At 62.2% G+C, this 15,846-nt stretch carries 12 protein-coding genes; 11 read left to right on the top strand and 1 reads right to left on the bottom strand.

What is annotated here, in order from left to right:
- Positions 1 to 34: 34 nt before the first annotated feature.
- Positions 35 to 1,399, bottom strand: a complete 1,365-nt coding sequence (locus FX982_RS09270) for a formimidoylglutamate deiminase (protein WP_172610421.1) — start codon at positions 1,397 to 1,399, stop codon at positions 35 to 37.
- Positions 1,400 to 1,590: 191 nt separating this feature from the next.
- Between FX982_RS09270 and hutC the strand changes: the two genes are divergently transcribed.
- From hutC to FX982_RS09215, 11 genes are all read left to right on the top strand, one after another.
- The gene (hutC, locus tag FX982_RS09265; protein WP_172613015.1) at positions 1,591 to 2,301 is read left to right on the top strand and encodes a histidine utilization repressor; all 711 of its coding nucleotides are present in this window, start codon (positions 1,591 to 1,593) and stop codon (positions 2,299 to 2,301) included.
- Complete coding sequence (locus FX982_RS09260; RefSeq protein WP_172610420.1) at positions 2,298 to 2,891, top strand: HutD/Ves family protein; 594 nt, start codon at positions 2,298 to 2,300, stop codon at positions 2,889 to 2,891. The genes hutC and FX982_RS09260 overlap by 4 nt, the downstream gene beginning before the upstream one ends.
- Before the next feature lie 56 nt (positions 2,892 to 2,947).
- A complete protein-coding gene (nhaA, locus tag FX982_RS09255) occupies positions 2,948 to 4,123 on the top strand; it encodes a Na+/H+ antiporter NhaA (protein ID WP_172610419.1) in 1,176 nt (391 codons plus the stop codon).
- Between the two features lie 480 nt (positions 4,124 to 4,603).
- Positions 4,604 to 6,301, top strand: a complete 1,698-nt coding sequence (gene hutU / locus FX982_RS09250; RefSeq protein ID WP_172610418.1) for a urocanate hydratase — start codon at positions 4,604 to 4,606, stop codon at positions 6,299 to 6,301.
- A gap of 174 nt (positions 6,302 to 6,475) precedes the next feature.
- Positions 6,476 to 7,945 carry a purine-cytosine permease family protein gene (locus tag FX982_RS09245; RefSeq protein ID WP_172610417.1) on the top strand — a complete coding sequence of 490 codons (1,470 nt, stop codon included), beginning with the start codon at positions 6,476 to 6,478 and terminating at the stop codon, positions 7,943 to 7,945.
- A 139-nt stretch (positions 7,946 to 8,084) separates the two neighbouring features.
- Positions 8,085 to 9,050 (top strand): ABC transporter substrate-binding protein, encoded by a 966-nt coding sequence (locus FX982_RS09240; RefSeq protein ID WP_172610416.1) that lies wholly within the window; start codon positions 8,085 to 8,087, stop codon positions 9,048 to 9,050.
- A 193-nt stretch (positions 9,051 to 9,243) separates the two neighbouring features.
- Positions 9,244 to 10,095 carry an ABC transporter permease gene (locus FX982_RS09235; RefSeq protein WP_172610415.1) on the top strand — a complete coding sequence of 284 codons (852 nt, stop codon included), beginning with the start codon at positions 9,244 to 9,246 and terminating at the stop codon, positions 10,093 to 10,095.
- Positions 10,092 to 10,976 (top strand): quaternary amine ABC transporter ATP-binding protein, encoded by an 885-nt coding sequence (locus FX982_RS09230; RefSeq protein WP_254074885.1) that lies wholly within the window; start codon positions 10,092 to 10,094, stop codon positions 10,974 to 10,976. The genes FX982_RS09235 and FX982_RS09230 overlap by 4 nt, the downstream gene beginning before the upstream one ends.
- Before the next feature lie 13 nt (positions 10,977 to 10,989).
- The gene (hutH, locus tag FX982_RS09225; protein ID WP_172610414.1) at positions 10,990 to 12,639 is read left to right on the top strand and encodes a histidine ammonia-lyase; all 1,650 of its coding nucleotides are present in this window, start codon (positions 10,990 to 10,992) and stop codon (positions 12,637 to 12,639) included.
- Positions 12,636 to 14,186, top strand: coding sequence for a histidine ammonia-lyase (hutH, locus tag FX982_RS09220; RefSeq protein WP_438826309.1), 1,551 nt, complete (start codon positions 12,636 to 12,638; stop codon positions 14,184 to 14,186). The genes hutH (FX982_RS09225) and hutH (FX982_RS09220) overlap by 4 nt, the downstream gene beginning before the upstream one ends.
- A 187-nt stretch (positions 14,187 to 14,373) precedes the next feature.
- Entirely contained in the window at positions 14,374 to 15,768 is a 1,395-nt protein-coding gene (locus tag FX982_RS09215) for an amino acid permease (RefSeq protein WP_172610413.1), read from the top strand.
- Positions 15,769 to 15,846 lie beyond the last annotated feature (78 nt).

Here is a 15,846-nt window from a genome sequence, read left to right as displayed (position 1 = left end):
CTCGCGAAACTAATATCCATTCACTGCAGACGCATCAGCCCAGCAATTCCCTCAGCACCTGAGCAAACGCGCGGCTGGTCTGCGCTTCGTCGTTATGGTGGCCGTCGCGGATCACCCAGCGGCCATTGACCATCACGTCCTTGATCTGGCGATCACTCCCGGCGAACAGCCAGCGATTGAGAATGGCATCACCGGACGCCGTTGCCAGATACGGATCGTTGCCGTCCAGCACCAGCCAGTCCGCCCGTTTGCCCACTTCCAGCGCACCCACCGGTTGCCCCATCGCTTGAGCACCGCCCACCAGCGCCGCGTCATACAGCGTGCGGCCGACCATCGGTTGATCAGGCCGGTACAGGCGATTGCGCCGCTGATCGCGCAGACGCTGGCCATACTCGAGCCAGCGCAACTCTTCGACCACACTCAGTGACACATGGCTGTCAGAGCCGATCCCCCAGCGCCCGCCCTGGGCGATGTAATCCACCGCCGGGAAGATCCCGTCGCCCAGGTTGGCTTCGGTGGTCAGGCACAGCCCGGCGATCGCACGACTGCTCGCCATCAACGCCACTTCGTCCGGCTCGGCATGGGTCGCATGCACCAGGCACCAGCGCCCATCGACCTCGACGTTTTCATACAGCCACTGCAACGGCCTGCGACCGCTCCAGCTCAGGCAGTCATCGACTTCCTTCTGCTGCTCGGCGATATGAATGTGGATCGGGCATTGGGGGTCGCTGGCGGCTGTCACGTCGCTGATCTGTTGTGGGGTCACGGCGCGCAACGAGTGAAAGCAAAGCCCCAGGGCCTGAGCCGGCTGCTTACCGATGATCGGCTTCAGACGGGACTGCAAATCCAGGTAACTGTCGGTGCTGTTGATAAACCGGCGCTGCCCTTCGTTCGGGGTCAGACCGCCAAAGCCGGAGTGGCTGTAGAGCACCGGCAGCAGAGTCATGCCGATGCCAACCGAACTTGCCGCCTGACTGACCTGCAGCGCGAGTTCGGCAGGGTCGGCGTAAGGCTTGCCGGTGGTGTCCTGATGGACGTAGTGAAATTCGGCGACCGAGGTGAAGCCGCCCTTGAGCATTTCGATGTACAGCTGCCGCGCGATGACGCCAAGCTGCTGCGGACTGATCTGCCCGACGAGGCGATACATCAGGTCCCGCCAGGTCCAGAAACTGTCATTGGGATTGCCGGCCACTTCCGCAAGACCGGCCATGGCGCGCTGAAAAGCGTGGGAATGCAGATTGGGCATGCCCGGCACGACCGGCCCGTTGAGCAACTCGGCATCACCGCGCTCGGCGTTGGCCTGAACCTGGCTCAGCAAGCCGTCGGCGCTGACCTCGAAACGTACGTCAGTGGCCCAGCCGGTGGGCAGTAACGCGCGTTCGGCAAAGAAAACGGACATGAATCGGCACCCCCTTGCTTGAAATTGTCTATACATATACAGACGTTTATACGGCCGGTAAACTGCGAGGCGCTTGTCGGCCCACGTGTTAATGGTTAGCGTGAACGCTGTAACCTCTCTCGCCTGAATAACGCCATAACAAGGATTTCTCTGTGCCGACTCCACCTGCCCATTTGCCGCTGGCCTCCCAGATGGGTGACAGTCCGGCGCCGCTCTACGCCAGGGTGAAGCACATGATCACCCAGCAGATTCAGAACGGCACCTGGCCGCCGCATCACCGCGTGCCGTCCGAGAGCGAACTGGTGACGCAGCTGGGCTTCAGCCGCATGACCATTAACCGCGCCCTGCGCGAGATGACCGCCGAAGGGCTGTTGGTGCGCATGCAGGGCGTCGGCACTTTCGTCGCCGAGCCCAAGACTCAATCCGCGCTGTTCGAAGTGCATAACATCGCCGATGAGATTGCCGCCCGCGGACATGCCCACACCTGCAAGGTGATTATTCTGACCGAAGAAGCTGCCGGCTCCGAACGCGCGCTGGCGCTGGACATGCGTGAAGGCCAGCGGGTGTTTCACTCGCTGATTGTGCATTTCGAAAACGATATTCCCGTGCAAATCGAAGACCGCTTCGTCAACGCCCTCGTCGCGCCGGATTACCTGCAGCAGGACTTCACTCAACAAACGCCCTACGCTTATCTGTCCCAGGTCGCGCCGCTGACCGAGGGCGAGCACGTGGTCGAGGCGATTCTCGCCGAGCCCGACGAGTGCAAGTTGCTGCAGATCGAGAAGGGCGAGCCGTGCCTGCTGGTGCGTCGCCGCACTTGGTCCGGCCGCCAACCAGTGACCGCTGCCCGCCTGATCCACCCCGGCTCACGCCACCGCCTGGAAGGACGCTTCAGCAAATGACTCAACTGACTGTTCTGCGCGCCGCTGACTACCCGCGTATGCCGTGGAAAAACGGTGGCGGCAGCACTGAAGAAATTACCCGCGATGCTGGAAAAGGACTGGAAGGTTTCGGCTGGCGGCTGTCCATCGCCGACATCGCCCAGTCAGGTGGCTTTTCGGTGTTCGCCGGTTATCAGCGCATCATCACGGTGCTGCAAGGTGCGGGCATGACGCTGAATATCGATGGCAGAGACAGCGAGCCACTGCTGCCCTCCGATCCGTTCGCGTTCAGCGGCGACAGCGCGGTGTCATGCAGGCTGCTCGACGGCCCGATACGCGATTTCAACCTGATCTACTCGCCGGCCCGCTATAGGGCGCGCCTGCAGTGGATCGACGTGATGCAGCCGCAGCGATTTTTCAGTTCGGCTGACGTCTTTCTGGTGTTCAGCACCGCTGAGCAGATGGCCGCCAACATCGGCGAGCATCCGCCGCAATTGCTCGAACAACATGACTGCTTACAATTGGACAATGCCCCCGGTGCGCTAGTGGAAGCGGTGCTCTACGCTCCACGCGCCAGCCGCGTCTGCGTGATCGAGCTGTCACGCGTCTGAGTCCCGCCGTCACTGTGGTAGATTGCGTTTTTTTTCGCCAGCACACAGGGACGACCATGACGACGCTCAACAACAGAGAAAGCCCACGAGCCCTCGCCATTCTTGCCAGTTTCCTTACGTCGGAATCAGCAGGCGGCCTTGTGCTGATGGGCGCCGCCCTTGCAGCAATCATCGTTGCCAACTCCCCCCTCGCCCCCACGTATTTCGACGCACTGCAAAGTGTCTGGGGCGGGTTGTCGATCGAGCTGTGGATCAACGACGGGCTGATGGCGATCTTCTTTCTGATGGTCGGTCTGGAAATCAAACGCGAAGTATTGGCCGGCGGTCTCGCCAGTTGGGGTCAGCGGGCACTGCCCGGTTTTGCAGCAGCGGGCGGCATGCTGGTGCCGGCGCTGATCTACATCATCGTCAATATGGGCAACGCCGAGACCCTGAGCGGTTGGGCGATCCCGGCGGCCACCGACATCGCTTTCGCCCTCGGCGTGCTGTCGTTGCTGGGCAAGCGGGTGCCGACGTCGTTGAAGGTTTTTCTTGCCGCGCTGGCGATTCTCGACGACCTGGGCGCCGTTACCATCATTGCGCTGTTTTACAGCACCGGCCTGAACATGCCGATGCTCGGCGCCTCGTTCGCGACGCTGGCCGTGCTGGTGATCATGAACCGAATGGGCGTGCAGCGATTGCTGCCGTACCTGCTGCTCGGTCTGTTGTTGTGGTTCTTCGTGCTGCAATCAGGCGTGCATGCAACGCTGGCCGGTGTAGCCCTGGCGCTGTGCATTCCGTTGGGCACGCGCAAGGAAGAAGCCCGCTCGCCGCTGCTGTTTCTTGAAGAGAAAATGCACTACTGGGTGGCGTTCGCGGTGGTGCCCGTTTTCGGCTTCGCCAACGCTGGGGTGTCCTTGTCGGGCATCACGTTGGGCAACCTGGTAGACCCGGTGCCGCTGGGCGTGGCACTGGGGTTGTTTGTCGGCAAGCAGATCGGTGTGTTTCTCGCGGCGGTGCTGGCCATCCGGTCCGGTCTGGCGACACTGCCGGAAGGCAGCAACTGGACGCAGCTGTATGGCGTGGCCCTGCTCTGCGGGATCGGGTTCACCATGAGCCTGTTCATCGGCAACCTGGCATTCCCGGGCGTCGCGCATCTGATCGATGAAGTGAAAGTAGGCGTGTTGCTGGGCTCGATCGCGTCGGCGCTTGCCGGGGTGTGGCTGTTGCGCAGCAAGCTGGCTCAGCGCTGATTAGCACTGAGACTACCCTGATATATCCAGCGCTACCGATCATGTGGGAGTGAGCTTGCTCACGAAGATGGCAGTACATCCGCTACATCTCCGCGGCTGAAATGGCCTCTTCGCGAGCAAGCTCGCTCCCACACGTCGCGTTTCAGCGCACAAGGTTCTGTTACCCCTAGCCACGCACCGCACTGGGGCGCGCGCACCGAAAAGTAACAATTTCCTTCCTGTGGCCGCTTCTGCGCTTTTCGATATCCCGACTCACTCACCTTCGGAACGACCGGGCCAGCGCGGGCCAACGGCTTTTCTGCGCCCGCAAAACCAACATTGGCCCCTTGGTTGCATATGCTTGTATGTACAAGTAAGCATGAGTCAGCACGAGGCCATCGAGCCCGGTCCGGATCACAACGGCAGCACTCACGCAGAACCTTATTCCACGTTCGTCACGGACCCCGCGTCCAGGCCGGATTGATCATCGAGGATTGTTAAGTGACTACTGACCACACCCCCCCTGCTCAGCAATGGACCAAACGCCGCGATGTCGAAATCCGCGCAGCCCGTGGCACGCAACTGACCGCCAAGAGCTGGATGACCGAGGCGCCATTGCGGATGTTGATGAACAACCTCGACCCGGAAGTCGCCGAGAACCCGAACGAACTGGTGGTCTACGGCGGTATCGGTCGTGCAGCGCGTAACTGGGAGTGCTACGACAAGATCGTCGAGAGCCTTACGAACCTGAACGACGACGAAACCCTGCTGGTGCAATCCGGCAAGCCGGTCGGCGTGTTCAAGACTCACAGCAACGCGCCCCGCGTGCTGATCGCCAACTCCAACCTGGTGCCGCACTGGGCCAGCTGGGAACACTTCAACGAACTGGATGCAAAAGGCTTGGCGATGTACGGCCAGATGACCGCCGGCAGCTGGATCTACATCGGCAGCCAGGGCATCGTTCAAGGCACCTACGAAACCTTCGTCGAAGCCGGTCGCCAGCATTACGACGGCAATCTTAAAGGCCGCTGGGTGCTGACCGCAGGACTGGGCGGCATGGGCGGCGCGCAGCCACTGGCTGCCGGCATGGCGGGCGCCTGCTCGCTGAACATTGAATGCCAGCAAAGCCGCATCGATTTCCGCCTGAAAACCCGCTATGTCGATGAGCAAGCCACGGACCTCGACGATGCCCTCGCCCGCATCGCCAAATACACCGCCGAAGGCAAAGCGATCTCAATCGCCTTATGCGGCAACGCCGCCGAGATCCTTCCGGAAATGGTCCGCCGTGGCGTACGCCCGGACATGGTCACCGACCAGACCAGCGCCCACGACCCGCTCAACGGCTACCTGCCCAAAGGCTGGACCTGGGAGCAGTACCGCGAGCGCGCCGCCACCGAGCCTGCCGCAGTGGTCAAGGCCGCCAAGCAGTCCATGGCCGAGCACGTCGAAGCCATGCTGGCGTTTCAGAAGATGGGCGTGCCGACGTTCGATTACGGCAACAACATCCGCCAGATGGCCAAGGAAGTCGGCGTGACCCATGCCTTCGACTTCCCCGGTTTCGTGCCGGCCTACATTCGTCCGCTGTTCTGCCGTGGCGTAGGGCCATTCCGCTGGGCCGCGCTGTCGGGCGACCCTGAAGACATCTACAAGACCGACGCCAAAGTCAAAGAGCTGATCCCGGACGACGCACACCTGCACAACTGGCTGGACATGGCCCGTGAGCGCATCAGCTTCCAGGGTCTGCCGGCACGCATCTGCTGGGTCGGCCTGGGTCAGCGCGCCAAGCTGGGCCTGGCCTTCAACGAAATGGTCCGCAGCGGCGAGCTGTCGGCGCCGGTGGTGATCGGTCGTGATCACCTGGACTCCGGCTCCGTCGCCAGCCCGAACCGCGAGACCGAATCGATGCAGGACGGCTCCGACGCTGTATCCGACTGGCCACTGCTCAACGCCCTGCTCAACACCGCCAGCGGCGCGACCTGGGTCTCGTTGCACCACGGCGGCGGCGTCGGCATGGGCTTCTCGCAGCACTCGGGCATGGTCATCGTCTGCGACGGCACCAATGAAGCTGCCGAGCGCATTGCCCGCGTCCTGCACAACGACCCGGCCACTGGCGTGATGCGTCATGCCGATGCCGGGTATCAGATCGCGATCGACTGCGCCAAAGAGCAGGGCCTGAACCTGCCGATGATCAATAACTGATCAATGCCATTGGTGCACGTGGCACCTGTGGGAGCGAGCTTGCTCGCGAATGCTGAGGCCCAGACGCAGGTGATGCGTCGTCCGTACCGGCCCCTTCGCGAGCAAGCTCGCTCCCACAGGTCAGCGGCAGCACACGCAGGCGCGTCAACACTCGCTTTAAGGGGGATGTTTGAGATGGCTGTTCCAGATGATCGTGCTGCACCTGCTTCCGTGATCGAACGGCGTTCGATCGATTACATCCCTGATGCCGAACGACACGGGCGTCTGTTCAGCCAGTTCACCCTCTGGCTGGGCGCCAACCTGCAGATCACCGCGATTGTCACCGGGGCGCTGGCCGTGGTGCTGGGCGGCGATGTGTTCTGGTCGCTGATCGGGTTGTTCATCGGTCAGCTCATCGGCGGTGGCGTCATGGCGCTGCACGCGGCGCAGGGCCCTAAGCTCGGTCTGCCGCAGATGATTTCAAGCCGGGTGCAATTTGGCGTCTATGGCGCGGTGATTCCGCTGGTGCTGGTGTGCCTGATGTACATCGGATTTTCCGCCAGCGGCTCGCTGCTCGCAGGGCAAGCGGTGGCGCAACTGATCAACGTGCCGGACTGGCAAGGCGTGGTGATCTTCGCGGCGGCCATCGTGGTACTGACCATTCTCGGCTACCGGGTCATCCACATGATTGGCCGGGTTGCCAGCGTCATCGGTGTGATCGCCTTCGTTTACCTGTTCGCTGCGCTGCTGGCAGGCAACGACGTCGGCGCCCTGCTGGGCAACAAGCATTTCTCGCTAAGCAGCTTCCTGCTGGCGATCTCGTTGTCGGCATCCTGGCAGATTGCCTTTGGCCCTTATGTCGCGGACTACTCCCGCTACCTGCCGCGCAGCACATCCGCCGGCAAAACGTTCTGGGCAGTGGGTCTGGGTTCGGTGATCGGCGCGCAGGCGTCCATGGTCTTCGGCGTGTTCGCCGCGGCACTGGCCGGCAAGAACTTTGCCCATCATGAGGTCTCGTTCATCGTCGGCCTCGGCGGGACCGGCGCGGTGGCGGCAGCGCTGTATTTCAGCATCGCATTCGGCAAGGTGACCATCACTACGCTCAACGCCTACGGCAGCTTCATGTCCATTGCCACCATCGTCAGCGGCTTTCGCGGCAACCGGCACATCTCCAGCGCACTGCGACTGACGTACATCTTCGCCATGGTCGGCATCGCCACGGCCTTGGCGCTGCTGGGCAAGGACTCGTTCCTCAAGGACTTCTCGGCGTTCATCCTGTTTCTGCTGGCGTTCTTCACACCGTGGAGCGCGATCAATCTGGTGGATTTCTACTGCATCACCAAAGAGCGCTACGACATCCCGGCGCTGTCGGACCCGAACGGTCGCTACGGCCGCTGGAACGGGATGGGCATCGGGATATACGTGTTGGGCGTGCTGATTCAAATGCCGTTCATCTCCACGCATTTCTACACCGGCCCACTGGTGGCGAGCCTCGATGACACTGACATCTCATGGATCATCGGTCTCATCGTGCCGGCTGTGCTGTACTACGTGGCGGCGAAGACGTGGCCGGGTAACGTGGCCGATCGTTTGATCCTGCCAACGGAGCAAAACGCGTCTCCTGCAAGCGGCAGCGTTGCTCCTGCGCACGTCGAGGTGAACTGACCGTTCGTCATGCACGTCTGTTGCAGGGGGCATGCTGGAGAGAGAAGCGGGAAGAGGCCGACAAGTGCCTCTCCCCTTGGCTGGAAGCCGTCTGTTTTCGTTACTGCCGTCATCCACTACAAGACCGGAGCGTCACTCAATGAACACGAAAAAGGCCCTGCTATCCACGTTGCTCACCGCCGGCGTGCTCGCCAGTGGCGCCAGTCAGGCTGCGGGATGGTGCGAGTCCGGCAAGCCGGTGAAATTCGCCGGTCTGAACTGGGAAAGCGCAATGCTGCTGACCGATGTGCTGCAAGTTGTGCTGAACAAGGGCAATGGCTGCGAAACGGACAGCCTGCCGGGCAACTCCATCACCATGGAAAACGCCCTGAGCACCAATGACATTCAGGTGTTTGCCGAAGAGTGGGTAGGCCGCAGCGAAGTCTGGAACAAGGCTGAAGCCGCCGGCAAAGTGGTCGGTGTCGGCGCGCCAGTGAAGGGCGCGGTGGAAGGCTGGTACGTGCCGCGTTACGTGATCGAAGGCGACGCCAAGCGCAAGCTGGAAGCCAAGGCACCGGACCTGAAGTCCATCGCCGATCTGGGCAAATACTCGGCACTGTTCAAGGACGCCGAAGAACCGGAGAAAGGCCGCTTCTATAACTGCCCGGCTGGTTGGACCTGCGAACTGGAAAACAGCGAAATGCTGAAAAGCTATGGCCTGGAAAGCAAGTACACCAACTTCCGCCCAGGCACCGGCCCGGCGCTGGATGCGGCGATTCTGTCCAGCTACAAGCGTGGCGAGCCGATCCTGGCCTACTACTGGTCGCCAACACCGCTGATGGGCCAGGTGGACATGGTGCGTCTGGAAGAGAAAGACGGCGTGAACAAGACCATCGAGATCAAGGTCGGCCTGTCCAAGGCGTTCCACGAGCAGGCGCCTGAACTGGTGGCAGTGATGGAAAAGGTCAATATCCCGATCGACCTGCTCAACCAGAACCTGGCGCGCATGACCAAGGAGCGCATCGAGTCGCCGAAGCTGGCGAAGATCTTCCTCAAGGAACACCCGGAAGTGTGGCATCAGTGGGTGAGCGAGGATGCGGCGAAGAAGGTGGATGCTTCGCTGTAAGGTCTTGATCCGGGTGCCGTGGGATTGGCGGCATCCGAACCTGTAGGCCATCGCTTGCTCGCGAATGCGGATAATCAGGCGTCGAGATGCGGTGAATGTAAGCACTTCGCGAGCAAGCTCGCCCCCAAAGATTCGCCGCCAACCACCGACCCCCAAGCATTACCTGCACCCCGTATTTGAATGAGATAACGATATGTTCCCCGAAAGCTTCACGTTCTCCATCGCCGACTGGGTCAATGACTGGGTCGATAAGCTGGTCACCAACTACGGCGACGTGTTCCGGCACATCTCCGACACGCTGCTGTGGGCCATCGTCAAACTCGAAGGCCTACTGCGCGTTGCGCCGTGGTGGCTGCTGCTGGCCGTCGTCGGTCTGATCGCCTGGCACGCGACACGCAAAATCACGACCACTGTGGTCATCGTCGGGCTGCTGTTTCTGGTCGGTGCCGTAGGCCTGTGGGACAAGCTGATGCAGACCCTGGCGCTGATGCTGGTCGCCACGCTGATCTCGGTGATCATCGGCATACCGCTCGGCATTCTGTCGGCGCGCAGCAATCGCCTGCGTTCGGTGTTGATGCCCTTGCTGGACATCATGCAGACCATGCCCAGCTTCGTGTACCTGATTCCGGTGCTGATGCTGTTTGGCCTGGGCAAGGTCCCGGCGATCTTCGCCACGGTCATCTACGCCGCGCCGCCGCTGATTCGCCTGACCGACCTGGGCATTCGTCAGGTGGATGGCGAGGTCATGGAAGCGATCAACGCATTCGGCGCCAACCGCTGGCAACAACTGTTCGGCGTGCAACTGCCGCTGGCCCTGCCGAGCATCATGGCCGGGATCAACCAGACCACGATGATGGCGCTGTCGATGGTGGTGATCGCCTCGATGATCGGTGCGCGCGGCCTGGGCGAAGACGTGCTGGTCGGCATCCAGACCCTCAACGTCGGACGCGGCCTGGAAGCGGGCCTGGCCATCGTCATTCTGGCGGTCGTGATCGACCGCATCACGCAGGCCTACGGCCGCCCACGGCATGAGGCGAACAAATGAGCGTCGAGACTATTAATCCAGCGAGCTCGGGCAATCCGCTTGGCGCGGGCAGTCCAGATAGCACGGACGGCAAAATCGTCGTCAAGAACGTGTACAAGATCTTCGGCAACCGCGCCAAGGATGCGCTGGCGATGGTTCAGAACAACCAGAGCAAGGATCAGGTCCTGGCGCAAACCGGTTGCGTGGTCGGCGTGAACGACCTGTCGCTGTCCATTTCCAGCGGCGAGATTTTCGTGATCATGGGCCTGTCCGGCTCCGGCAAATCGACCCTGGTGCGCCATTTCAATCGTCTGATCGACCCCACCAGCGGCGAGATTCTGGTCGATGGCGAGAACATCCTGACCTACGACATGGAAGCGCTGCGCAACTTCCGTCGGCACAAGATCAGCATGGTGTTCCAGAGCTTCGGTCTGCTGCCGCACAAGACCGTGATCGACAACGTCGCCTACGGGCTGACCATTCGCGGCGAGAGCAAAACGCAATGCGCCGAGCGCGCGCAGCACTGGATCACCACGGTGGGGCTGAAGGGCTACGAGACAAAGTACCCGCATCAGCTTTCCGGCGGCATGCGTCAGCGCGTCGGTCTGGCCCGGGCATTGGCGGCTGACACTGACATCATCCTGATGGATGAAGCGTTCAGCGCCCTCGACCCGCTGATCCGCGCAGAGATGCAGGACCAGTTGCTGGAGCTGCAATCGAGCCTGAAGAAAACCATCGTGTTCATCACCCACGACCTCGACGAAGCCGTGCGCATCGGTAACCGCATTGCGATTCTCAAGGACGGTCGGCTGATTCAGGTTGGCACGCCGAAGGAAATCCTCTACTCGCCCGCCGACGATTACGTTGATCGTTTCGTGCAGCGGCGCGTGGCGACTCTTTAAGGACGCTGTGGTCATGTCGCGAGCAGAACAGATCATCATCGGCGAAGGCCCGCTCAGCTGGCGGGATGTGACCGCGGTTGCCCGTCATGGCGCGACGCTGTCGTTGTCGGAAGCCGCCTGGGCGCGGATCGACAATGCTCAGGCGATCGTGCAGCGCATCGTTGCCAGCGGCGAACGCGCCTATGGCGTGAACACCGGCCTCGGCGCCCTGTGCAATGTGTCGCTGGCGGGCGAGCAACTGGGTCGACTGTCACGCAATACCCTGCTCAGCCATGCCTGCGGCGTTGGCCCGGCGTTACCGGACGAGCAGACCCGCGCGATCACCTGCGCCGCGATCATCAACTACAGCCAGGGCAAGTCCGGGATTCATCGTCAGGTGGTCGAGGCCTTGCTCGCCCTGCTCAATCGACGCATCACCCCGCAAGTGCCGTCCCAGGGTTCGGTGGGTTATCTCACCCACATGGCGCACATCGGCGTCGCGCTGCTCGGCGTGGGTCAGGTCAGCTATCGCGGGCAGGTGATGTCGGCGTTGCAGGCGCTCAGCGAAGAAGGCCTGTCGCCGGTAGAGCTGGGCGCAAAAGACGGGTTGTGTCTGGTCAACGGCACGCCGTGCATGACCGGCCTCAGTTGCCTGGCCGTTGCCGACGTGAATCGCCTGATGCAGTGGGCTGACGTGATCAGCGCCATGACCTTCGAGGGCCTGCGCGGCCAGCTCGACGCTTTCGACGAAACCATCATTGCGCTCAAGCCGCACCCCGGCATGCAGCAGGTCGGCAAAAACCTGCGCGGCCTGCTCGCCGGCAGTGAAGTGCTCGCCAACAGTCAGGGTATCCGCACCCAGGACGCCTTGAGCATCCGCTCGATCCCCCAGGTCCACGGCGCCACCCGCGACCAGCTGGACCACGCAACGCGGCAGATCGAGATCGAGTTGAATTCCGCCACCGACAACCCGCTGCTGCTCGGCACGCCCGAAGCGTATCGCGTGGTTTCCCAAGCCAACCCCCACGGCCAGTCCGTAGCGATGGCGGCTGATCTGCTGGCGATTGCCATGGCCGAACTGGGCTCGATTGCCGAGCGACGGCTGGACCGCTTGATCAACCCGACAGTCAGCGGACTTCCGGCGTTTCTGGTCAGCCAGCCGGGGGTCAATTCCGGGATGATGATCACCCAATACGTCGCCGCCTCGCTGTGCGCGGAAAACCGCCAGCTGGCACAACCGGCGGTCATTGATAACTACGTGACGTCCGGCCTGCAGGAGGATCATCTGAGCATGGGCACCAGCGCCGCCTTGAAGCTGCACAAGGTGCTGGAGAACGTGACGCAGATCCTCGCGATCGAGTATTTGCTGGCCGCCCAGGCGTTCGAGTTTTTCAAGGGCCCGCGCTTTGGCGTCGGCACCGAAGCGGCGTGGCGTCTGCTGCGCGAGCGCGTGCCGGCCTACGACGAAGACCGCTGGCTGGCCCCGGACATCGCCAGCAGCGTGACCCTGCTGAAGAACGAAGAATCATTGGAAACCGTATTCCAGCGCTGCCGCGATTACGCGGCGCAGGCTCACCCCGACACCGACAACAACGGTCGCAGCGCAAGCGCCCCCCGCGCAGGACAGGCAGGAGCCGGTTCAGCGCAGACGACCGATATCCATTCAGGAGTAGCAGCATCGTGACCGACACCCAACAGGCGACCCCGCTGAATCTGATCCCCGGCCAATTGAGCCTCGCCCAGTTGCGCGCGATTTATCAGCGGCCGGTTACGCTGACCCTCGACGCCGGCGCCAATCGGCAGATCGAAGACAGCGTGGCCTGCGTCGAGCAGATCCTCGCGGAGAACCGCACCGCCTACGGCATCAACACCGGTTTCGGCCTGCTGGCGTCGACGCGCATTGCCAGCGCCGACCTCGAGAACCTGCAGCGTTCGCTGGTGCTGTCTCACGCTGCGGGCGTTGGCGGGCCGATCAGCGATGAGCTGGTGCGCCTGATCATGGTGCTCAAGGTCAACAGCCTGAGCCGGGGTTTCTCCGGGATTCGCCGCCAGGTCATCGACGCGCTGATCGCCCTGATCAACGCCGAGGTTTACCCGCACATCCCGCTCAAGGGTTCGGTCGGCGCCTCCGGAGACCTCGCGCCATTGGCGCACATGTCGCTGGTGCTGCTGGGCGAAGGCAAGGCGCGCTACAAGGGCGAATGGCTGAATGCTGTGGAAGCACTGGCCATCGCCGGGCTCACGCCGCTGACGCTGGCGGCCAAAGAAGGCCTGGCGCTGCTCAACGGCACGCAAGTGTCGACGGCGTACGCGTTGCGCGGCCTGTTCGAAGCCGAAGACCTGTTCGCCGGCGCCCTGAGCTGCGGCGCGCTGACCGTTGAAGCCGTGCTCGGCTCCCGCGCGCCGTTTGACGCGCGCATCCATGCGGCGCGCGGTCAGCGCGGCCAGATCGATTCGGCTGCGGCCTATCGCGATCTGCTCGGCGACGGCAGTCAGGTCTCCGACTCCCACCGCGACTGCGACAAGGTTCAGGATCCCTACTCCCTGCGCTGCCAGCCCCAAGTCATGGGCGCTTGCCTGACCCAACTGCGTCAGGCCGCCGAAGTGCTGGCGATCGAATCCAACGCGGTGTCGGACAACCCGCTGGTGTTCGCGGCCGAAGGCGAAGTGATTTCCGGCGGCAACTTCCACGCCGAACCCGTTGCCATGGCGGCCGACAACATCGCCTTGGCCATCGCTGAAATCGGCTCCCTCAGCGAACGCCGCATCTCGTTGATGATGGACAAGCACATGTCGCAGCTGCCGCCGTTCCTGGTGGCCAACGGCGGCGTGAACTCCGGCTTCATGATTGCCCAGGTCACGGCCGCTGCGCTGGCCAGTGAAAACAAGGCGCTGTCCCACCCGCACAGCGTCGACAGCCTGCCAACCTCCGCCAACCAGGAAGACCACGTGTCGATGGCGCCTGCCGCCGGCAAGCGCTTGTGGGAAATGGCGGAGAACACTCGCGGCGTGCTGGCTGTAGAATGGCTGGCTGCGTGTCAGGGTCTGGACTTGCGCAACGGTCTGAAGACCTCGGAAAAGCTGGAAATCGCCCGCACCACGCTGCGCGGCAAAGTCCCGTTCTATGAGAAAGACCGCTTCTTCGCCCCTGATATCGAGGCCGCCATCGAGCTGCTGGCTTCCAACTGCCTGAGCGACCTGGTTTCTGCTGACCTGCTGCCGAGCTTCTGATCGGGACAGGCCAGGATGGCCTGTCGTTGAAATGAGTGTGGGGGTATCGCCCCCTGTAGGAGTGAGCTTGCTCGCGATGCAATAGGTCAGAAACGCTTTGCCGTCTGACACACCGCAATCGCGAGCAAGCTCACTCCTACAAAAGCCTCTCGTTTCGCAGCAAAAAGTAAGACTAGGAACGTGTGAAATGACATCGCAAAACGCTACAGATCTGAAACGCGGGCTCAGCGCGCGTCACATTCGCTTCATGGCGCTGGGCTCGGCCATTGGCACCGGGTTGTTCTACGGTTCCGCGTCAGCCATCCAACTGGCCGGTCCCGCCGTTCTGCTGGTGTACATCATCGCCGGCGCTGCGGTTTACATGGTCATGCGCGCCCTTGGCGAGATGGCCGTGCGCAACCCGGTGTCCGGCTCGTTCGGCGAGTATGCCACCACTTATTTGGGCCCGCTCGCAGGCTTTGTCCTCGGCTGGACCTACGCGTTCGAGATGGTCATCGTCTGTTTAGCCGACGTCACCGCGTTCGGCATCTACATGGGCTTCTGGTTTCCCGAGGTGCCGCGCTGGATCTGGGTGCTCGGCATCGTGTTTCTGATCGGCGCGCTCAACCTGTGCAGCGTCAAGGTGTTCGGTGAAACGGAGTTCTGGCTGTCGCTGCTCAAGGTCGGCGCAATCATCGCGATGATCCTCGCCGGCTTCGGCATCATGCTGTTCGGCCTCGGCTCGGTCTCAGGCGGCGGCGTCAGCAGCGTGAGCAATCTGTGGGCCTACGGCGGCTTCATGCCCAACGGCATCGGTGGTCTTGTGGCCTCGCTGGCGGTCGTCATGTTTGCTTTCGGCGGCATCGAAATCATCGGCATCACCGCCGGCGAAGCGCGCAACCCGGAGCGCGTGATTCCTCGCGCGATCAATGCGGTGCCGCTGCGGATTCTGCTGTTTTACGTGCTCACGTTGTTCGTCCTGATGTCGCTTTACCCGTGGCAGCAGATCGGCAGCCAGGGCAGCCCGTTCGTCCAGATCTTCGATCACCTGGGGATTTCGTCCGCGGCCACCGTCCTCAACATCGTGGTGATCACAGCAGCCGTTTCGGCGATCAACAGCGACATTTTCGGTGCCGGACGCATGATGTACGGCCTGGCAAAACAGGGTCAGGCGCCCAAGGGTTTTGCTCAGTTGTCCGCCCAGGGCGTGCCGTGGATGACCGTGCTGGTGATGGGCGTCGCGCTGCTCTGCGGCGTTGTGCTGAATTACCTGATTCCTGAAAACGTGTTCCTGCTGATCGCTTCGATCGCAACCTTCGCGACCGTCTGGGTGTGGCTGATGATTCTGGTCACGCAGATCGCCATGCGCCGCTCCATGAGCGCAGAAGAAGTCACCCAGCTGAAATTCCCGGTGCCGTTCTGGCCCGTCGCGCCGATCGTTGCCACGTTGTTCATGGTGTTCGTATTTGGCGTGCTGGGTTATTTCCCGGACAGCCAAGCCGCGCTGGTGGTGGGGGCGGTGTGGATCGGGTTGCTGGTGGTTGCGTACTGGGTATGGGTCAAGCCGAAGCAGAACCTGAGGAAGGCAACATCAAACCGCTGATAAATGGGCTGTCATGAATGGTCCGTGTGGGAGCGAGCTTGCTCGCGAAGACTGAAGTTCAGGCGTTGGAGATTTGGC

It is taken from the genome of Pseudomonas graminis (genome assembly GCF_013201545.1).
Lineage (GTDB): Bacteria > Pseudomonadota > Gammaproteobacteria > Pseudomonadales > Pseudomonadaceae > Aquipseudomonas.
Note: the sequence above shows the minus strand (reverse complement) of the source record. Positions and strands in the feature narration are given on the sequence as shown.